This is a genomic window from Actinobacillus genomosp. 1 (genome assembly GCF_029774175.1).
GTDB lineage: Bacteria > Pseudomonadota > Gammaproteobacteria > Enterobacterales > Pasteurellaceae > Actinobacillus.
In genome coordinates, this window is sequence record NZ_CP103834.1 from 1487823 (window position 1) to 1509030 (window position 21208).

At 40.2% G+C, this 21208-nt stretch carries 17 protein-coding genes and 1 pseudogene; 3 read left to right on the top strand and 15 right to left on the bottom strand.

All coding sequences use genetic code 11. The features are described from left to right. Positions 1 to 8 precede the first annotated feature (8 nt). The gene (gene mlaE, locus NYR63_RS06835) at positions 9 to 785 is read right to left on the bottom strand and encodes a lipid asymmetry maintenance ABC transporter permease subunit MlaE (RefSeq protein ID WP_279456859.1); all 777 of its coding nucleotides are present in this window, start codon (positions 783 to 785) and stop codon (positions 9 to 11) included. Next, positions 778 to 1581 (bottom strand): phospholipid ABC transporter ATP-binding protein MlaF, encoded by an 804-nt coding sequence (gene mlaF, locus NYR63_RS06840; RefSeq protein ID WP_279456860.1) that lies wholly within the window; start codon positions 1579 to 1581, stop codon positions 778 to 780. The genes mlaE and mlaF overlap by 8 nt, the downstream gene beginning before the upstream one ends. A 270-nt stretch (positions 1582 to 1851) precedes the next feature. Here mlaF and NYR63_RS06845 point away from each other — a divergent pair, with 270 nt between their 5' ends. Next, positions 1852 to 3246: a DegQ family serine endoprotease gene (locus NYR63_RS06845; RefSeq protein WP_279456861.1), complete on the top strand. Its 1395-nt coding sequence runs from the start codon at positions 1852 to 1854 to the stop codon at positions 3244 to 3246. Positions 3247 to 3285: 39 nt separating this feature from the next. On the opposite strand, the gene NYR63_RS06850 is transcribed toward NYR63_RS06845, so the two are convergent. Then, positions 3286 to 4173 (bottom strand): TIGR01777 family oxidoreductase, encoded by an 888-nt coding sequence (locus NYR63_RS06850; RefSeq protein WP_279456862.1) that lies wholly within the window; start codon positions 4171 to 4173, stop codon positions 3286 to 3288. Further along, entirely contained in the window at positions 4173 to 4634 is a 462-nt protein-coding gene (argR, locus tag NYR63_RS06855; RefSeq protein WP_279456863.1) for a transcriptional regulator ArgR, read from the bottom strand. Before argR ends, NYR63_RS06850 begins: the two co-directional genes overlap by 1 nt. A gap of 193 nt (positions 4635 to 4827) precedes the next feature. Between argR and mdh the strand changes: the two genes are divergently transcribed. Further along, positions 4828 to 5781: a malate dehydrogenase gene (gene mdh, locus NYR63_RS06860; protein ID WP_279456864.1), complete on the top strand. Its 954-nt coding sequence runs from the start codon at positions 4828 to 4830 to the stop codon at positions 5779 to 5781. A 98-nt stretch (positions 5782 to 5879) separates the two neighbouring features. On the opposite strand, the gene NYR63_RS06865 is transcribed toward mdh, so the two are convergent. From NYR63_RS06865 to zipA, 8 genes and pseudogenes are all read right to left on the bottom strand, one after another. Continuing rightward, positions 5880 to 8330, bottom strand: coding sequence for a YadA family autotransporter adhesin (locus tag NYR63_RS06865; RefSeq protein ID WP_279456865.1), 2451 nt, complete (start codon positions 8328 to 8330; stop codon positions 5880 to 5882). A 251-nt stretch (positions 8331 to 8581) separates the two neighbouring features. Then, a pseudogene (locus NYR63_RS11320) lies at positions 8582 to 8674 on the bottom strand (IS256 family transposase, variant Zn-binding type); the annotation flags it as partial. A 356-nt stretch (positions 8675 to 9030) separates the two neighbouring features. After that, entirely contained in the window at positions 9031 to 9675 is a 645-nt protein-coding gene (gene adk, locus NYR63_RS06875; protein ID WP_005617774.1) for an adenylate kinase, read from the bottom strand. 151 nt (positions 9676 to 9826) lie between these two features. Further along, on the bottom strand, positions 9827 to 11914 hold the full coding sequence (locus NYR63_RS06880; protein WP_279456866.1) for a TonB-dependent receptor domain-containing protein: 2088 nt from the start codon (positions 11912 to 11914) through the stop codon (positions 9827 to 9829). Between the two features lie 195 nt (positions 11915 to 12109). Further along, on the bottom strand, positions 12110 to 13390 hold the full coding sequence (locus NYR63_RS06885) for an AmpG family muropeptide MFS transporter (protein ID WP_279456867.1): 1281 nt from the start codon (positions 13388 to 13390) through the stop codon (positions 12110 to 12112). Between the two features lie 138 nt (positions 13391 to 13528). Then, positions 13529 to 14545 (bottom strand): UDP-glucose 4-epimerase GalE, encoded by a 1017-nt coding sequence (gene galE, locus NYR63_RS06890; RefSeq protein ID WP_279456869.1) that lies wholly within the window; start codon positions 14543 to 14545, stop codon positions 13529 to 13531. Positions 14546 to 14608: 63 nt separating this feature from the next. Continuing rightward, positions 14609 to 16660 (bottom strand): NAD-dependent DNA ligase LigA, encoded by a 2052-nt coding sequence (gene ligA, locus NYR63_RS06895; protein WP_279456870.1) that lies wholly within the window; start codon positions 16658 to 16660, stop codon positions 14609 to 14611. Between the two features lie 63 nt (positions 16661 to 16723). Next, positions 16724 to 17725, bottom strand: coding sequence for a cell division protein ZipA (gene zipA, locus NYR63_RS06900; RefSeq protein WP_279456871.1), 1002 nt, complete (start codon positions 17723 to 17725; stop codon positions 16724 to 16726). Between the two features lie 119 nt (positions 17726 to 17844). Here zipA and cysZ point away from each other — a divergent pair, with 119 nt between their 5' ends. Then, positions 17845 to 18726, top strand: coding sequence for a sulfate transporter CysZ (gene cysZ, locus NYR63_RS06905; RefSeq protein ID WP_279456872.1), 882 nt, complete (start codon positions 17845 to 17847; stop codon positions 18724 to 18726). A gap of 58 nt (positions 18727 to 18784) precedes the next feature. Here the strand turns inward: cysZ and NYR63_RS06910 are convergent, their stop codons facing one another. From NYR63_RS06910 to NYR63_RS06920, 3 genes are all read right to left on the bottom strand, one after another. After that, complete coding sequence (locus NYR63_RS06910; RefSeq protein WP_279456873.1) at positions 18785 to 19111, bottom strand: hypothetical protein; 327 nt, start codon at positions 19109 to 19111, stop codon at positions 18785 to 18787. Positions 19112 to 19202: 91 nt separating this feature from the next. After that, positions 19203 to 20657, bottom strand: coding sequence for a decarboxylating NADP(+)-dependent phosphogluconate dehydrogenase (gene gnd, locus NYR63_RS06915; RefSeq protein WP_279456874.1), 1455 nt, complete (start codon positions 20655 to 20657; stop codon positions 19203 to 19205). A 70-nt stretch (positions 20658 to 20727) separates the two neighbouring features. Continuing rightward, positions 20728 to 21180 carry a hypothetical protein gene (locus tag NYR63_RS06920; protein WP_011848564.1) on the bottom strand — a complete coding sequence of 151 codons (453 nt, stop codon included), beginning with the start codon at positions 21178 to 21180 and terminating at the stop codon, positions 20728 to 20730. Positions 21181 to 21208 lie beyond the last annotated feature (28 nt).

Sequence of the window (21208 nt, forward strand, 5' to 3'; positions counted from 1 at the left end):
CTTGTGAATTAACCGCCGAACATAATCGCGGTTAAAATAAAATCCAATCCGAGTACGACTAATGAGGCGTGTACTACCGTTCTTGTCGTTGCCTGGCTAATTCCCTCCGAAGTCGCTACGGAATCATAACCGTTAAATAATGCAATCCATACAACCGCAAAGGCAAAAATAATACTTTTAATGAAACCGTTGATCAGATCACTCCAATCCACAGAATTTTGCATTACCGACCAAAAACTACCGCCATCAACACCTTTCCAATCAACCCCGACTAATGAACCGCCCCAAATACCGATAGCGGTAAAAATTGCGGCTAAAATAGGCATTGAAATCACACCCGCCCAAAAACGTGGCGCAATAATTCGTCTTAACGGATCAACCGCCATCATTTCAAGGCTTGAAAGTTGTTCGGTCGCTTTCATCAAACCGATTTCCGCCGTTAATGCGGAACCCGCTCGACCGGCAAAAAGCAATGCGGTTACCACAGGACCGAGTTCTCTTAATAATGAGAGAGAAACTAAAGTTCCTAAACTGGTTTCCGCTGCAAAATCCACTAACACCACATAGCCTTGTAAACCGAGTACCATACCGATAAACAGTCCCGAAAGCATAATAATCAGTAAGGATTGTACGCCTAAAACATATAATTGTTTAATTAATAACGGTGTATGCTTACGAAATTGCGGTTTACCGATAAGTGCGCCAAGCAACATAAAAGTCGCTCGCCCAAAAGCTCGGATAAAGCCGATAACAGTGGAACCGATGCCACTAATAAAATTAATCACTAAATAGCTCCTCGGTATAATCCTTAGCAGGATAATGGAAACGTACCGGTCCGTCCGCTTTTCCTGCTAGGAATTGAATGACTTGCGGGTCCTGACTCGCCGTTAAGGCTTCCGGCGTTCCTTCCGCAATCACACGTTTATCCGCAACAATATAAGCATAGTCTGCAATACTTAGGACTTCCGTCACATCATGCGAAACGACAATAGAAGTTAAATTAAGTGCCTGATTTAATTTTTTAATCAACTCGACTATCACGCCCATACTAATCGGATCTTGTCCGGTAAAAGGCTCGTCATACATAATTAATTCCGGATCGAGTGCAATCGCACGCGCCAAAGCGGCACGTCTTGCCATCCCGCCCGACAATTCCGCCGGCATCAGATCCGCCGCACCTCGCAAGCCGACCGACTCTAGTTTCATTAGAACTAATTTTCGAATAAGCTGTTCGGGTAATTTTGTATGTTCACGAATAGGAAAAGCGACATTATCGAAAGTGGATAAATCCGTGAACAAGGCTCCCGACTGAAATAACATTCCCATTCGTTGGCGAATCGCGTATAACTGGCTATTTGAAGCTTTGCACACATCTTCGCCGTCAAATAATATCTCACCAGACTCGGGGATAATTTGTCCGCCAATTAAACGAAGCAAGGTTGTTTTACCAATACCTGACGGCCCCATAATTGCGGTAATTTTCCCTTTCTGCACTTTCAAATTTAAGTTGTTATAAATGACACGCTCACCTCGTTTAAAGGTAAGGTTCTTTACTTCAACTAAGTATTCATGAGCAAGCATTGGAATTTTCTTTATTTATATAAAACATCATAAAATGGTTGGCAATACTCTATTAACTGCCCCATAAAGTCAAAGGATTTTTAAATTTTGACAGAAAATGAACAATTTAATGACAAATTTTTGAAAATTTTTTGTCTTAACAGAGGATGATTTTTTATAAATACACTTGCTTTTTAAAGGAACTGCCACCAAATTAAATGGTCTGAGGAAACGCGAGTAACAATGCGAACTCGTTTTATTGTTGCACACAACTTAAAAGGATAAATATAAATGAATAGAGTAATGAAAAAATCAATTTTAGCTTCATTATTATTAGGTCTAGGTTTATTTTCAGCCCCAACTACCACTTTTGCAACCTTACCTATCGCAATTGACGGTCAAACAATGCCAAGCCTCGCACCGATGATTGAGAAAGTGCGTCCGGCGGTAGTAAGTATTGCGGTGGAAGGAAAAACCGAAGCGGGGAAAACACAATATCGCCGTGATATTCCGGAAGAATTCGAGTTCTTTTTCGGTCCGGATATATTTGGCGAACGCAATGTTCCGCGTAATTTCAGAGGACAAGGATCCGGTGCAATTATTAATGCGGAAAAAGGTTACGTGATTACCAATAACCACGTCATTAAAGATGCGGATAAAATTACGATTAAACTTGAAGACGGTCGTGAATTTAAAGCAAAACTGGTCGGTGCGGATCCGTTATCTGATGTTGCTTTAGTACAAATGGAAAATCCGAAAGATTTAACCGAATTAAAATTTGCCGATTCGGATAAATTACGTGTCGGTGATTTTAGTGTAGCTATCGGTAACCCGTTCGGTTTAGGTCAAACCGTTACATCCGGTATTATTTCTGCGTTAGGTCGTTCAACCGGCAGTATCGACGAAGGTTATGAAAGTTATATTCAGACGGATGCCGCAGTAAACCAAGGTAACTCCGGTGGCCCGTTAATCAATTTAAACGGTGAGTTAATCGGTATCAATACCGCGATTATTTCACCGAGCGGTGGTAATGCGGGAATTGCCTTTGCTATTCCTGCCAATATGGCGAACAGCCTTGTACAACAAATTATTGAATTTGGTGAAGTAAAACGCGGTATGTTAGGCATTAAAGGCGGAGAATTAAATGCCGATCTTGCTAAAGCGTTTAATATTAGTGCACAGCAAGGCGCATTTATTAGTGAAGTGCTTGCAGACTCGGCTGCAGCTAAAGCCGGCTTAAAAGCGGGCGACGTCATTACTGAAATTAACGGTCAAAAAATCCGTAGTTTCAGTGAATTACGAGCCAAAGTCGCAACTTCCGGTGTTGGTAAGGAAATTGAGCTGACTTATTTACGTGACGGTAAAGCGGAAAAAGCGAAAGTGACTTTACAAGCGGAACAAGGTAAAAGTGTAACCGCAGCGACTAAAGACATTATTCCCGGACTTAAAGGTGCGGAATTAACAAACTTCGATAAAGATCGAGTTAAAGGTGTAGCGATTGCTAAAGTAGAAAAAGGCTCATTAGCGGAACAACGCGGTTTGATCGAAGGCGATGTGATTGTCGGGGTAAACCGTATCGCAGTAGAAAACCTTACTCAATTACGTCAAGTTTTAGATTCAAAACCGTCCGTTGTCGCACTCAATATTTTACGTAACGGCGCAAACTTCTATTTAATTCTTCAATAAACGTACAGTATAAAAAATCCCACCGACGGTGGGATTTTTTTATTTAAGCATTTGTACAAAGTCTAACTTTTCATATTTAAATTCAAAACCCGCATCCTGTAATTTTTTAGGAATAAGTGGTTGATTATCCAATAATAATTGCGAACGCTCTCCCAATACCAGTTTTAATATAAAACTTGGAACGGGGAACACGGCATATCGTTTTAATGCGCCGGATAAACGCCGATTAAATTCGGCACTGGTTACCGGTTGCGGAGCAACAAGATTAAAAGCCCCTCGGCATTTCGTATTTTTCAGCAAAAATAACACCGCTTGAATATGATCTTCTAAACTGATCCACGCCCAATATTGCTTACCGGAACCCAATCTGCCTGCTAAATTGCATCGATATAAAGGTAGCATTTTCGCTAAAGCCCCACCATGCTTAGCCAGCACTATTCCGGTTCTAATCAGACAAACTCTCGTCACATCATTCGCTTCTAATGCCGTTTCTTCCCATTGTCGGCAAATTTGTGCGGTAAAGTTTGTACCGCTGCTTGCCGATTCGGTATAAAAATTATCCGATGATGCTAAATCACCATAAAATCCTGTTGCCGATCCGGAAATAAAGGTATGAGGAGGATTCGTACTCGCTTTAATTAAACGTACTAATTCCGCTGTGATATTGACTCGGCTGTCAAGCAAAACGCTCTTTTGTTTCGTTGTCCAAGCCTTATTGATAATAGGCTCTCCGGCTAGGTTAATCACGGCATCAAATTGGTTGAAATTTTCAAAACTTGTTAAATCTCGGCAAAATTCGACCGCTTGCGGTAATATTTCCGGCATGGTTTGACGAGTTAAAATCGTCAAATTATGTCCTTCCGCAGCCAATGTTTTCACTAAAGCCTGCCCGATAAAGCCGGTACCGCCGGTAATAAAAATATTCATTAGAAAGAAGACTCAAATAATTCGGTGACATTCTGCATCAGAACCTCCACCGGAGTAACTTTGGTCGGGGTGATAAAAATCGTATCATCACCGGCAATAGTACCTAAAATGCCTTCGCTTTTTCCCATAGAATCCAGTAAGCGAGCGATAAGTTGTGCGGCACCGGGACTGGTTTTTACGACAATCAGCACATCATTATGATCAATATCCACCACTAAATTTTTAAGCGGGCTTGAAGTTGTCGGCACGCCTAATTCCGTAGGTAACTGATAAACCATTTCCATCTTGGTATTACGCGTTCTGACCGCACCAAATTTTGACAACATACGAGACACTTTAGATTGATTAATATTCTCAAAACCTAACTCTTGCAGTGCCGTCACAATCTCACTCTGAGAACCGAATTTTTCTTGTTTTAATAATGCTTTAAACGCTTCGGATAACTTATCAAGCTTTTCCATTTTCGCCCTTTTTTATTTAAGATAAATACTAATATTATGACCGATTCTTGCTTACTTATAGCAAAAAATCAATCTAAATCAAACATTGGAAAAATTTTTTATAAATATTAATTTATTAAGCATCAATCCGAATAAATGTTTGGTAAACTTACCCTAGTTCTATTTTTTAACTATTATTGATTAGGAGTTATTTATGAAAGTTGCACTTTTAGGCGCAGCGGGCGGGATTGGTCAAACCTTAGCCCTATTATTAAAACTTCGTTTACCGGTTGGTACAGACTTAGCGTTATATGATATTTCTCCGGTAACGCCGGGTATTGCGGTTGATATCAGCCACATTCCGACGTCTGTAAATGCCGTAGGTTACTCAGGCGAAGATCCGAGTGAAGCATTAAAAGATGCAAATCTTGTGATTATTACCGCAGGTGTGGCGCGTAAGCCGGGTATGACTCGTGCTGATTTATTCAATATCAATGCGGATATTGTTAAAAATTTGGTTGAGAAAGTCGCGGAAGTTTGTCCTAAAGCCTGTGTGGGCATCGTTACCAATCCTGTAAATACATTGGTGCCGATTGCAGCGGAAGTGTTACGTAAAGCCGGCGTTTATGATAAACGTAAATTATTCGGTGTAACGACACTTGACGTGGTTCGAGCTAAAACATTTACCTCCGAATTAAAAACTAAACATGTCGAAACGGTTAAAGTGCCGGTTATCGGCGGTCATTCCGGTCCGACTATCCTCCCTCTTCTTTCTCAAGCTCTCTCCGAAGGTCTTCCGCTTTCATTTACTCAAGAGGAAATCGAAGCATTAACTTATCGTATCCAAAATGCCGGTACTGAAGTAGTAGAAGCTAAAGCAGGCGGCGGGTCGGCAACGCTTTCTATGGCGGAATCCGGCGCACGTTTTGCCGTAGCGGTATTTAAAGCGTTATTAGGTGAAGATTGCGTTCGTTACGCATACGTAGAAAGTAAAGAAGGTTCAGACTATCCTGAATTCTTCGCTCATCCCGTACGTTTCGGCTTAACCGGCGTCGAAGAGTTACTGCCTATCGGAAAATTAAGCGAATACGAACAAGCGAAATTGGAAGAATTAAAACCGGTGCTTGAGGCAGATATTGCACTTGGTAAAAATTTTGTAAATCCATAAAAATTATATAACGTAGTTACGTTAAAAATGGGAGAATGAATTATTCATTCTCCCATTTTCTTATGATTTGTCAGAATAAATCTGCTCTTTAGTAAAGATTACCATTGATATGAATAACCTGCACCATAAGATGTTTGATATTTATCTTGTCCTGCCGATAATTTAATAACGTGTTTACCATCATTAGAAGAACGAGAATATCCTACAGCTATCGCAGATTGTCCGCCGTAACCACCGGTAGCGATACCTAAAGAAGAACGACCTGAACCGACAACTTGAGGAATACTTCCATGTGCAATAGCTGCTGCCGAACCTGCTTTAGCGCGTTTACGGTTATCTGCGGCATATTGTTTTACATGATTAATATTTTGGTTAATTTTCTGTGTTGTAGCTTTTAGTTGAGATACATTCACCGCATCATTATCATTTACACCTTGAGCAACATTAGTAATTTTTGTACCGCCTGCATTAATGCCATTAGCTGACATTGATACATTACCAGTTGTAACAGACTTAACATTTACATCATTTGCCAACGCAACCTTATAGTTTCCTTGTGTATCAAGAGTAGATGTAATATTTTTACTGTCGCCTTTCACTGTAACCGTATTACCCAATTGTGCATTATAGGTATTGCCGTTTTCATCTGCGAAATTCAGACCTTTTGCAATATTGGTTTTATTAGTTTCTACATTTTGATTAGTTTCATTAAGTTGAGAACCGTTTACTACAGCTTTGGAACCAACACTAATATCCCCACCTTCAACACCTGTTATTTGATTCGTTGTTGAATCTATTACAATATTACCAACAGCAACTTTTTTAGAAGTTACCTTATCAAAAGTAACGTCATCAGTAGTTTTGACAGTATAAATAGTTTCTCCATTAGCTCCTTTGTTACTCTCTACAGTGATATTTTTACCCTGTGTAACTTGAGTAATCGCGGCTTTAATAGCGTCATTAACATTATCTTTTCCTGTACCGCCAATATTAGACATTTCAAGCTTTCCATTCGGTTTAAGATCACTGCCGCTTAAAATTTTCATTACCGCATTTTGCCCATCATTAACTTTAGTAATAGAGGCTTCAATTGCTTCATGAACGGAATTTTTCCCTGTACCGCCAATATCAGTCATGGTAATTTTGCCATCGGTAGCAACGTTTGCGTTTCCGCCTAAAACTTTTACTACCGTTGCTGCTGTATTCGCTGCATTTAATGCAACAGAATATAATTGGCTACCGTTTATCGCATCTGTCGAATCCGCAGAAACTTCACCTAAAGCTACATGATGAATTTGACGTTCTTTACCGGCTGCACCAACGGAAACAACGCCTGCTGCCGTACCTTTAAAACTACTATAGGTTAAGGTTTTACCTTCAGTTGCAATCTCTACAGCATCTGCTAAATCTTTCTTAGCACTATCGGCAGACTCATTACCTAAAATAACATTATTCGCATTTGTTACATTTTTTACCGAATGGCCTAATACAATGGTGCCTTTCGCAGAATCTTTAATTTCGTTCTCTCGACCAATAATAACACCTAACTTAGCATCATTTTTATTATCCGCACCAAGAGAAATCCCATATTCTCCGTTAGCTTTAGAACGTAAACCTACAGCAATCGCATCATCGCCAGTAGCTCCGGCATTTAAACCAATAGCAATTTGTGAGTTTTGATTTTCGTTATTTTCACCTGCCGTAGCCCCCTGACCAATTGCAACAGACCATTGGCTCTGTGCCTTTGACTTATAACCTACAGCTACACCAGATGAATTTAAGGCTTTAGCTTCGTAACCTGCGGCTAATGCATAAGCACCGCCACTAGCACCGGCTTCCGCTTTATAACCGATAGCTGTGGTACCTTCCGTTTGACCGGAAGCACTGTCACCGATGACAGTATTATATTTTCCATAACCTTTAGTATTCGAACCAATAACCACGCTATTCATATGAGAGCTGGCTTTATTACCAATAGCTACAGCATCAGTAGCTTCTGTTTTAGCACCATTACCAATAGCTATAGAGTTACTTTTCTTAGCATTTGCCTCAAGACCCATAGCAATACCATTACCATCACTCTTAGCCCTTGTACCAATAGAAATACCATCCTGACCATCAGCAGCTGCAGTATTACCAATAGCAACCGTATTAATATTCTTGGCAGCTGCAGATCTGCCTAGAGCAACAGCATCGGTTGCATCTTTTGTTGATCTCGCGAACAGACCTATTACAGTAGAATTAGTACCTTTAGCATTTGTGGAGTTACCTATAGCTATAGATTCTTCACCTTCGGCGTTGCCTCCATTGGCAGCAATAGCAATGCCTTTATTTCCGTTAACAGTAGTTTCAAGTACTCCCGGTGCCGTACCGCCGATGGCCACACCATTAGAAGCATTTACCTTCCCTGCTCCATATATAGTCCCTGCCGCTAATGCTGATGGCACAAGAGCTGAAGCTACCATAGAACCTAATATATAGGTCGGTAATTTTGATGCTTTTTGTTTAATGTTCAATTGACAGGGTTCTATTTTATGTATGTTTTTCATTTTTATGCTCCATAAATTAAGTATTTTATATAAGTTAAGTAACTAATTTGAATGTAATAACATATATTCTAAAATGACATTAAATAATATAGATATTAATCTATATTGATTATATCTTATATCATTTAGCACTAAAAAAACAAATTAATTTTGAAAATTAAAAATATTAAGCATTATTTCTAGTTCATTCTAAATGAAAATTTATATCATAGATAATAAAATATTAAGATTTGTCAAATAAATCTTTTTGCCCTCATAACGATTGCGACTAAATGATACTGACACATTTGCGTAGGCGTATCTAGGAAATCTTTCAATAAGCCTCGCCTGCCATCGCAGGTAATGAATGGTTCTTACTAAATATTGATATTTAATGGCAAGTGCCTTATAAGTTTGTTTTCCTTGCGAATAATCAAACCAAATATCGGCAGCATTTAATTTTTGTTGGTAGGTAAATATTTTATGACAAATATTACATTTATAACATTGAATATTATTTCTAATATCATGTTTTTTGATATTCGAAGAATGGTAAAAAGGACTGTTTTTTTGTTCACATTTTAAAAAGTGGGTTAAAGCCTTTTACTATAAGGTTTTAACCCACTTTTTAGCAATCATTTTTTACTATATCAAATAGTTGCTAACAATTGTAAAAAATAATTATTAGCGACTATTTTCATATTTAATTTATAAGGGACAATTAACCTAAAATTTTTGCTAATTCCGCACTTACTTCTTCAACCGGTTTCGTACCGTCTAAACGTTCATAGCGTGTATTACCCGCTTCAGCTTCCGCTGTATAGTATGCAATTAACGGCTTAGTTTGTTTGTGATAAATCGCTAAACGCTCTAATACGGTTTCAGGTTTATCATCTTGACGAATAATTAAATCTTCACCGGTTACGTCATCTTTACCTTCCACTTTCGGCGGATTGTAAACCACGTGGTAAGTACGGCCTGACGGTTGGTGAACACGACGACCGCTCATACGTTCAACAATTACTTCATCCGCTACGTCAAACTCTAATACTAAATCAATTTTCACACCCGAATCTTTTAATGCATCCGCTTGCGGAATCGTACGAGGGAAACCGTCTAATAAGAATCCGTTTGCGCAATCCGGTTGTGCGATACGATCTTTTACTAATGCTACGGTTAATTCATCCGGTACTAATTTACCTTCATCCATTAACGCTTTTGCTTGTTTACCAAGCTCCGTACCTTCTTTAATTGCCGCACGGAACATATCGCCGGTTGAGATTTGCGGAATACCGAATTTGTTCATAATAAATTGTGCTTGCGTGCCTTTACCTGCACCCGGTGCACCTAAAAGAATAATTTTCATAGGGAAAACCTCTAAAAAATGAAAATATAACGAATAAAAAAGCTAAGGCAGTAACCTTACCGATTACTGCCTGAAATTGCAAATTTTTTATGAAAAATAACCGCTTGCAAGAAGCCCTCACAAGCGGTTATTTATACACTTATTTTAGCAATTAGAAAGTGTAATTTACATTTACACGGAAGTCACGGCCTGCAGACGGTAAGCTAGTTGCACCTGCACGTTGGCTGTGGCTCTTATAATTTTTATTAAATGCATTATTCACCGCAAAGTTAAGTGTTAAGTTTTTATTTGCATCCCAACTTGCGTAGAAATCATTTACACCATAGCCTGACTGTTTAACCGGAGCTGTTGTCGCATTTGAACCACGGCTTGGCGTACCGGTTTCACCTTCAACAAAACGACCTTTCCAACCGATTTCTAAACTTGGATTTTCAAACTTATAAGAAAGACCTGTAGTCCACGTACGTCCGGTTGCTACCGCATATACTGTACTATCTAAACTTGCATCATTAAAAACCCAAGTTTCAGGCTTACTGTCCGCCACACCTAAGCGGAAAGTGAAACCGCTATATTTATAAGCTGCACCTAATTCATAACCTTTATTACGTAATAAGGCTGAATTAACTAAAGTATTATTTAATACTGCATGAGCATCTTTCACTTTTTGCCAGAAGTAGCTACCGTTAAGTGAAATTTGATCATTAAAATCATAGTTAAAACCAATCTCCGTATTACGTGCTTTTTCCGCTTTTAAGTCATCAGCAACACTGCGAGCGGTACCACCGCTTAATGCTACTTCGTAGAAACGTGGGCTACGTGTCGCATAGTTTAAGTTTGTATTTAAACTTAGTCCTTGAGCAACTTCCCAGATTAAACCGACGCTTGGATTAAATGCACCGTCACTAACTTTTTTACCGTCATTAGCTTTAAAGTCAAAATAGTCATAGCGTAAGCCGGTTGTCATTGTCACCGGACCGAATCCCCAAATGCCTTCAGCATAAACTCCTACATCTTCTTTTTCTTGGTGATTTTTAACATCTGTAGAAGTGATTGCGTTTGGTTTACCTTCTTGGTAGCGATAATTCACACCATATTTTACAAAATGATCACTACCGATTTCAGAGTCAAAATTGATATTCGCTCCTTTGGTTACCACTTTTGTTTTTGAATTAGTATCGGTTTCTTCACGAGAATTTTCTAATAAGTAAGCGTTCGCTTTTACTTCACTAATAAAACCTAAATTTTTACCTGTATATTCAAGGTTTGTAGTATTTTGAGTTGTAATCCGATATAAAGGTTGATTATTAGCATCGTTTGCAACTAAAGCTCCGTTTTTATCAAGCAAATAACGAGTTGGGCGACCTCGACGATCAACCCCTGCAGCAGCTCCTAATTTATAGCCGGCATCAAGTTGTTGTTGAGTTAAGCTAGCTGTTGTTGTCCAGTCTTGAGAGAAATCAAATTCTTCACGTAATGCACGCTCACCGTGATAACGCTCTTGACGATGGCTTACTACTACACGATGATCTTCGTTAATATCAAAACCGAATTTAGCTAATAAACCACGCTGACCTAATGCACTGTTTTTAACCGTATCGCTACCCTCTTTATTGGAATAACCTTTACCGCCTTTGTAATTTTCAGCCGTTTCCCAATTACCGCTTAATAACGCATCAAATGCACCGGATTTACCATAAACGCTCGCACCTTGCGAATGACCTTTATTGCTACTTACACCGGCATTTAATTTAAAACCAAAATCTTGTCCTTCTCTTAATAGATCTTTTGCATCCACAGTTGTCGCTTCAATCGATCCGCTAGTTGCACCAATACCTGCACTTGCAGAACCTGCGCCCTTACGCACGTCAATACGTTTAATTAATGACGGATCTAACATAAAACGGCTTTGGTGGTGGAAAATTTGAGCATCAGAATATGTGTTATCCACTTTAATATCGATTTGGTCTTGCCCCATACCACGAATCGTTGTCCATTGTGAAGTACCGCCTGTACCGCCGCCGAAATTGATTGCCGGTTCAGCACTTAAAACTCCGCGTAAATCTTCTTTTGTACCTTTATTTAAATCTTTTAAAGTTACAACGTTAGTTTTACTTTTCGCTCCCGCATTTTCTGAAACGACAGAAACCACATCAAGATTTACCGTATTTTCTTGAGCATAAGCCCAAGACGTTGTTGCAAGAAATACTGCTATAGAAAGTTTTGATTGAGAGAATCGCATTTAACCGCCTTATTAATTTTGAGAATTAATCTTATTTGCAAAAAGTTCTGTAAATATACTTAAATCTATAATGCGAGTCAATCTCATTTTTGAATAAAGTTATAACTAAAATATATAAAAAGCCTTGTCGTATAATACGGCAAGGCTTTAGTATGAATAATTCTTTATCTCGATTAGTTTTTAACAAAAAAACAATTATTTATCGTTCCACGGCGCAACCTTAATCAACATCAACATTCCTGGAATAGCGACAAAGAAACAAATCCAGAAAAACTGATAATAACCGAAGGCTTCTACCAAATGTCCGGTATAAGCGCCTAAGAATTTACTTGGCAATGCAGCTAGGCTGGTAAAAATGGCTAATTGCATTGCGGTGTACATCGGGTTGGTTTCTCGAGCCATAAAGGCAACAAATGCCGCCGTACCCAAACCGACACCGAGATACTCACCCGCCATCACAATACCTAATTTAAATAATTCGGCAGAACCGATAGAAGCGGTCGGAAAATACTCAAAACTTGCAAGATAAGCAAAACCTAAGATAGTAATTAACTGTACTGATCCGAAAATCCATAACGCACGATTTACTCCCAGTTTCAGCATTGCCACCCCGCCAATAATACCGCCACCGATACTGCACCAGAGCGAGGTTGTTTTTACCACCGCCGCAATATGCGATTTGGTAAAGCCCATATCTAAAATAAATTTGGTTTGTAGCGAAGTCGCCAGCGAATCACCTAATTTATATAAGAAAATAAATAGGATAAGTCCTACTGCACCCCATACGCCTTTACGGCTGAAAAATTCCTTAAACGGATCAACAAACGCCATATAAAACGGTTTGCTTTTATCAATCGGTGTACTTTGTGGCTCTCTAGCAAATAGCGTAACGAATAGGCATGGCAACATAAATGCGGCGGTAATCATAAATACCGTTTGCCATGGGTAATGATCGGCTAAGAAAAGCGATAAACCGCCCGGTATTAGCCCGGCAATGCGATAAGCATTTACGTGAATCGAGTTACCTAAGCCCAATTCATTATCCGATAAAATTTCTCGGCGATAAGCATCCACCACAATATCTTGTGTAGCGGAAAGAAAGGATAAAATCACCGAAAGTACGGTAATAATACCGATATCCGCTACCGGATCAAAAAAGCCGAATCCGGCTAGAATCGCCAATAAGCCTAATTGAGCAAGAAAAATCCAGCTGCGGCGGCGACCTAAAAACGGTGGAAAATAGCGATCTAATAATGCCGCCCATAAGAACTTCCACGTATAAGGCAATGAGGTTAAAGTAAAGGCGGCGATAGCTTTAATATCAAGATTTGCTGAGGTAAACCAAGCCGGCATTAATTGGATAAGCACAAATAAAGGTAAGCCGGAACAAAAGCCGGTGTAAAGACAAAGCAACATATTTTTAGTAAAAATTTGTCGCCAAATTGAGGGTTGAGGTGAAGAATGAGAAGCGGTCATTTTTTCCTTTTCTTTTGCAAACGAAATGATAATACGCCAACTTTGTATTAGCTTAATTATCAAACATCATAACAGAAATTTTCGGAGATAAAAAAGGCACAAACGTAAACGCCTGTGCCATCATTTAATTAACGCTTGTTAGCCTTTATAACCGTTCGGGTTATTTTTTTGCCAATTCCAAGTGTCTTTCATCATTTGTTCTAAACCGCGTTCGGTTTTCCAACCTAACTCTTTTAACGCTTTAGACGGTTCAGAGTAACACACGGCAATATCACCCGGACGGCGTTCAACCAATTTATAAGGTACTTTAATTTCGTTTGCCGTTTCAAACGCTTTTACCATATCCAGCACAGAATAACCCGTTCCTGTACCTAAATTATAAACATGGAAACCGGCATCGCCTTGGTGTTTATCCAACGCTTTTAAATGCCCAATAGCTAAATCGACCACGTGGATATAGTCACGTACACCAGTGCCATCGTGTGTTTCATAATCGCTACCGAATACTGAAAGTTCTTTTAATTTACCGACTGCAACTTGGCTAATATAAGGCAATAAGTTATTTGGGATACCGTTCGGATCTTCACCGATTAAACCGCTTTCATGCGCCCCAACTGGATTGAAATAACGTAATACTACCGCACTTAATTGTGGGAATGCTTTTACCGTATCTTCCAATACTCGCTCAACCATATATTTTGATGTACCATATGGATTTGTTGTACCACCAACCGGACAAGACTCTACAATTGGGATAATTTGCGGATCACCGTAAACCGTTGCGGATGAACTGAATACAATCGTATTTACACTAGCAACTAACATTTCTTCGACTAAAACGATAGAGCCTGTTACATTATTTTGATAGTAACGTAATGGCTCACGCACACTTTCGCCTACCGCTTTTAAACCGGCAAAATGGATAACAGACTCAATTTTATTTTCTGCAAAAATTTTACGCAGAATATCACGGTCTAAAATATCACCTTGATAAAAAGTCACCGTTTTTCCTGTAATCTGTTTTACACGTTCCAATGAAACTTCGCTGGAATTAGATAAATTATCTAACACGACAATTTCACGATTTGCATTTAATAATTCAACGAGCGTATGCGAACCGATATAACCCGCACCGCCAGTTACTAAAATAGCCATTTGTAAATCCTCTTAGAAATTCGACCGCTTGTATTTTACGCTTTTTTGCTGACAAACGATAATTTAATTTTCGCCGGTTAAAGCGATAAATTCTTGTTCGGTCAATATCTTAACGCCAAGTTCTTGCGCTTTTGCCAATTTTGAACCGGCTTTTTCACCGGCAATCAAATAATCGGTTTTGCTTGAAACCGAGCCAGATACTTTACAACCGAAACTCTGTAGCGATGCTTTTGCTTGATCTCGGGTTAATTGAGTAAGTGTACCGGTTAAAACCACACTTTTTCCTTTTAACGGGTTATCCGCAATTTCAACCTGAATCACATCTTGCCAATGTACGCCTTGTGAAATCAAATCTTCGACAACCGCAACATTGTGAGGTTCTTGCCAGAAACGTACAATACGATTTGCCACCACTTCGCCGACATCTTGTACTTCTTGCAATTGCTCGAAAGTTGCCGCACGGATCGCATCTAAATTATGGAAGTGATTCGCTAAGTTTTGTGCGGTGGCTTCGCCGACATCACGAATGCCTAATGCAAATAAGAAACGTGCCAAAGTGGTATTTTTTGCTTTTTCGATGCTATTTAACGCATTTTGTGCCGATTTTTCACCCATTCGTTCCAAACGCATTAAAGTGGTATGATCGAGTTTAAACAGATCCGCCGGTGTATGCACCAACTCACGATCCATTAATTGTTCGATCAATTTCTCGCCGACACCGTCAATATCCATCGCTTTACGCGAAACGAAATGCTTCAACGCTTCTTTACGCTGTGCACCACAGAATAAACCGCCGGTACAGCGAGCAACCGCTTCGCCTTCCACACGTACTACCGCCGATTCACAGACCGGACAAGCGGTCGGAAATTCGATTTTTTTTGCATTTTCCGGACGGCGATCCATCACCACCCCAACAATTTGCGGAATCACATCACCGGCACGGCGAATAATCACCGTATCGCCGATGACAATGCCTAAACGCTCAATTTCATCACCGTTATGTAAAGTGGCATTACTCACCGTCACACCGGCAACGAATACCGGTTCTAATTTTGCGACTGGGGTAATTGCCCCGGTTCTGCCCACCTGAAATTCCACATCATTCAGCACCGTCATTTCTTCTTGTGCTGGAAACTTATAAGCTATCGCCCAACGCGGCGAACGAGAAATAAAGCCGATCTGCTCTTGTAAGCCTATGTCATTCACTTTTAGCACCGTGCCGTCAATGTCATAACCGAGTGTCGGACGCTTGGCTTGAATATCCGCATAAAACGCAAGTAACTGCTCACGCCCTGTTGCCAAGCGAATTTCATTATTGACCGGAATACCGATAGATTTCAGCCATTGCAAACGTTCAAAATGGGTTGCAGGTAATTCATCATCCGATTCATAAACACCGATTCCATAGGCATTTAACACGAGCGGACGCTGACGTGTAATTTTCGGATCTAACTGACGTAATGAACCTGCCGCCGCATTACGCGGATTAGCAAAGGTTTTCTCGCCTTTTTCCAGCGCACGTTCATTCAGTTCTTCAAAGCCTTTTTGCGGCATAAACACCTCGCCACGCACTTCTAAACGTGCCGGCGGGTTATCCATATTCAGTTTTAACGGGATATTACGAATGGTACGAATATTTGAGGTAATATCCTCACCGGTTGTACCGTCACCACGTGTTGCCGCTTGGTTTAACACTCCATCCACATACAAAATACTGACCGCTAAACCGTCTAATTTAGGTTCGCAACAAAAAGCAAGCGTATGCGGATCTTCAGTAATATAACTTTCCATACGGCGTAAAAAACCGTCTAATTCTTCATCGGAAAAGGCATTATCCAACGATAACATCGGAATTTCGTGCGTCACTTGTGCAAAGCCGTCCAGCGGTTTCGCCCCGACACGTTGGGTCGGAGAATCGACGGTAATCCATTCCGGATGTTGCCATTCCAGATTTTTTAATTCATTCATTAAGCGGTCATATTCCGCATCCGGCACTAACGGATTATCCAATACGTGATAATGGTATTCATATTCTCGTAATTTTTGACGTAAAGCTTCTAATTGTGCGAAAGTCGTGTCCGCTTGGTCTTCTTGCATTTGTGATAATAAAGGCATTGGGAAATTCTCGATAAAAAAGACCGCTTAACAAGCGGTCGTTTATGCTAAAAACTTTGTAAATTAACTGACTCTAGCTAAATAAGCCTGACGGGAATGTTCATCAAAAATTTCTCGATGTTCATTTAACACAAAACCGCCAAGTGCTTGTGCGAGATTTTCCGTCGTTTTCAACAATAATTTAAGATTCACTACATCACTGCCTTCCGACGGTAAATGCATAAATAACACTAAGCCAACCGTTGAAAAATGTTCAATTTTAGCCAAATCGAAGATACCCGGCTGCATCATATTCGCTACACTGAAAATCACCGGCGATGCGCTGTTCCCCATATGCTGATGGCGGTGGAAAATTTGATATTCGCCATATTGTAAGCCTAACGCTTCAAGACTTTGTACCACATAATCGCCACGGAACTGCTGACCTTCCGGCGCAACTACATAAAGCGTAATCATATTATTTTCCGCAATCGGTTTTTGTTCCGCATCCGTTTGCATCGAGTGTTTGGCTAACTCCACTCGCACGGAAGCGTCGGAATAAATATCTACTTCACCTTGCGCCGCTTGACGTTCCAGCTCTTCCACCGATTGTTCCAACACTGAAGTTGCTTCCGCAATCGGTGACTGAGGCGCTTGAGTAAATGCCGGTTCAATATGCTGCGGCTGTGCTTGATATTGCGCTTGTGTCTGATATTGAGGCTGCGCTTGTAACGGCTGACCGCTATAAATCGGAGTTTCTTCTACTTTACTTTGATAAGCGGCGGAATCTTGTCTCGGTAAATTAATTTTTATTTCACGCAATGAGCTTTCCACTTCTTGCTGAATTTGCACCGGATTATCCGCTTCCGTTTCGCCGTGTTGTCCTGTTGTCTGCGCGTAAGACTGCGGATTAAGCGAAGGCGGCACGTCCGAAACAATGTTATTAATCGGCGTTGAAGGCGGGCGGGTCGAGAAAGTATTCGAGAAAATACGTGATTTTTCACGACGAGCCGACCATAAACTGAAACCGATTAATACGGCGATTAATAAGCCCGCTAAAATAAAGAAAAGAATATGAAGCTCCATTTGGGGTCCTCTTTCATTTGAAATAATCTACAAAATTTAAATTTCACTATTTGCGAAAATAATGTGTCTAGCTTACCATATTTCTGATAAAAATTTGAGTTATTAAGGATAGATTAATTATGTCATCTGCATTTAACGAACCGCAAAGCGACTTAGGCTTAGGTTTCCATTATTTTATTTACGGCTGGCGATTAATGTTACAACGCCGGTTAATGCCGTTTGTCCTGATACCGGTAGTGATTAATGCGGTGTTAATGATCGCATTACTTTGGTTCTTTATCAGCCATATTGCCGGCTGGGCGGATTGGATCGTCAGCTTTATGCCTTCTTGGCTGGATTGGCTGACTATGATTTTAGTACCGCTTGCCGTGCTTTCATTAATTATGCTGTTTTATTTTACCTTTACCACCATTACCAACTTTATTGCCGCCCCGTTTAATGCGTTGCTGGCGGAAAAGGTCGAATTACAACTGACCGGAGAACAGCTTAATAATATGACGGTAGCGGAAATGTTAAAAGACGTACCGCGTATGCTAAAACGTGAATGGCAAAAAATGGCGTACAGTATTCCTCGTTTTATTGCACTGTTTTTATTAAGTTTCGTACCGGTTGTCGGGCAAACCGTGGTACCTGTTCTAACCTTTGTGTTCGGCGCTTGGTTATTAGCGATTCAATATTGCGACTACCCGTTCGATAACCATAAAATCAGTTTTAAACGTATGCGCAACGCTCTCGGGCAACGCAAAATTTTAAATTTCACCTTCGGTACATTCGTCAGTATTTTTACCGCTTTACCTTTTGTGAATTTAGTCGTGATGCCGGTTGCCGTCTGCGGCGCAACCGCTATGTGGGTCGAAGAATATCGCAACTTTATGTTAGATAAAACGTCCGATTTTGACGGCGCGGACTATACCACTAAAACCGGCAGAGAAGTCAGTACGGAAACCCGTTCCGGTGCAGTAAATCCTAACGTACGTAACGGTGAGGTTAAGCCGCATTAAGCGGTCTGATTTCTCCCGTTTTTTGCAAAAAGAAGCCTCTCACTAGAGAGGCTTTTAGTTATTTAGTTTTAGTACTTTTCACTTTTTTAACTACTTTTTTAGCTTCCGATTTTACCGCCGTAGCGTTTTCCTTTACCGTCTCTTGTACTTGCTGCACAGCCTGTTCCTGCTGCGCCTGTCTTTCAAAACCTTTTTCTTTCATACAAGCGTCAAATTTAATTTGATCTTTGCTTTCACCGACAGATTCTTGGCAAGCTTTTAACGCTTCTTCTACTTTAGTAAGCGAACTCGCTTCCGTAACTTGAGAGACCTGAGTAGGCTCATTTGGTGACGAACACGCTGCTAATAATACCGCCAAAGTAGAAATACCGAGTGATTTTTTCATAGTGAAGTCCTAATTTGAGTTAAAAAAAGCGGGTAATTCATTTATTACCCGCTTTTTAGAAGCTTCTATAAGCAATTAGTTCAGAGATATCTTACACATCATAAGTGGTTGAAGCGGTGTTACCGCCACGACCTGTCCAGTTGGTGTGGAAGAATTCGCCGCGTGGTTTGTCGGTGCGTTCGTAAGTGTGTGCGCCGAAGTAGTCACGTTGGGCTTGGAGCAAGTTTGCCGGCACACGTTCTGACGTGTAGCCGTCTAAGAACGTGATTGCCGATGCCATACACGGCATTGGGATACCCACTTCGATAGACTTCGCTACCACTTTACGCCAGTCTGCCATTGCATTTTCTAAAATGCCTTTGAAGTAATCGTCTGAACCTAAGAATACTAAGTCTGGATTTGCTTCGTACGCATCACGAATGTTGCCTAAGAAACGGCTGCGAATGATACAGCCTTCACGCCATAATAGGGCGGTTGCGCCGTAGTTGATGTCCCAGCCGAAGTTTTCTGAGGCTTCACGAATTAACATAAAGCCTTGTGCGTAAGAAATAATTTTTGAAGCAAGCAACGCTTTGCGAACTGCTTCAATCCATACTTTTTTATCGCCCTCAACCGGCGTGATGGTTTTGTTGAATAATTTAGAAGCCGCTACACGTTGATCTTTGAATGAAGATACGCAACGTGCGAATACCGATTCAGTGATTAAAGTTAATGGAATACCGAAATCTAACGCATTGATACCCGTCCATTTACCTGTACCTTTTTGACCTGCAGTATCTAAGATTTTCTCAACTAACGGTGTGCCATCTTCGTCTTTGTAGCCTAAGATATCGGTAGTGATGTCGATTAAGTAGCTGTCTAATTCGGTTTTCTTCCACTCTTGGAAAATAGCTTGCATTTCATCGTAGCTTAAACCTAAACCGTCTTTTAAGAATTGGTAAGCTTCGCAAATTAACTGCATATCGCCGTATTCGATACCGTTGTGAACCATTTTCACGAAATGACCCGCACCTTCTTTGCCTACCCAGTCACAGCAAGGCTCGCCTTTATCGGTTTTCGCTGAAATCGCTTGTAAAATCGGCTTAACGTGTTCCCACGCTTCAATGTTACCGCCCGGCATAATTGAAGGCCCGTGACGCGCACCTTCTTCACCGCCTGAAACACCGGTACCGATAAAGCGAATACCTTTTTCTGCTAATGCAGCGGTACGACGGTTAGTATCTGGATAGTTTGAGTTACCGCCGTCAATAATGATGTCACCTTCTTCTAAATGCGGTAGTAATGCGTCAATAAATTGATCCACTACATCGCCTGCACGCACCATTAACATTACTTTACGCGGTTTTTCTAATTTCGCCGCTAAGTCTTCTAACGAATAAGCACCGATAATATTCGTACCTTTCGCCGCACCTGCTAAAAACTCATCCACTTTTGAAGTCGTGCGGTTATACGCCACTACTTTAAAGCCATTGTCGTTCATATTTAAAATTAAGTTTTGGCCCATTACCGCTAAACCGATAACGCCGATGTCGCCTTTTACTGACATTTTCTTCTCCTGTTGGTTTTGATTCGTTACAAGCGGTCGAATTTGTAACATTTTTTGCAAAATTGACCGCTTATTTAATTAATTTTTCCATAGCTGAAAATAATGTTTTTGTTACTTTCATATTATCTTCATCTTTCATATTATCTTCATCTGTTGCACGTTCTTTGGCAAACCATTCAATAACGTCATTTTCTTCTGAATGTCCATAAAAAAGAGTTGCAAATTTCTCTAACATTTCGCAACCAGCACCTCTAGTTCTTGATGTACCAAAGATAAAATCACATTGTTTATGATGTAATTCATACAAATTATGGCTAATTTCCCATTCACTATCACCTGAAGAGTAGAAACCAATACGCATATTTTCGTATTGGAATACTGCTATAAAATCAATATTGTTGCTGTGACGAGAAAAATACACTAGTTTATCCAAGTACTTTGCATTTATTTTTTCCAGTAGTTTATTAAATGTGGTTGTTTTTCCTGTATTGCCTGCACCGTATAAAATAAAAAGTTTTTTCATAATCGCCCCTAGTTTTTACATTTACTCA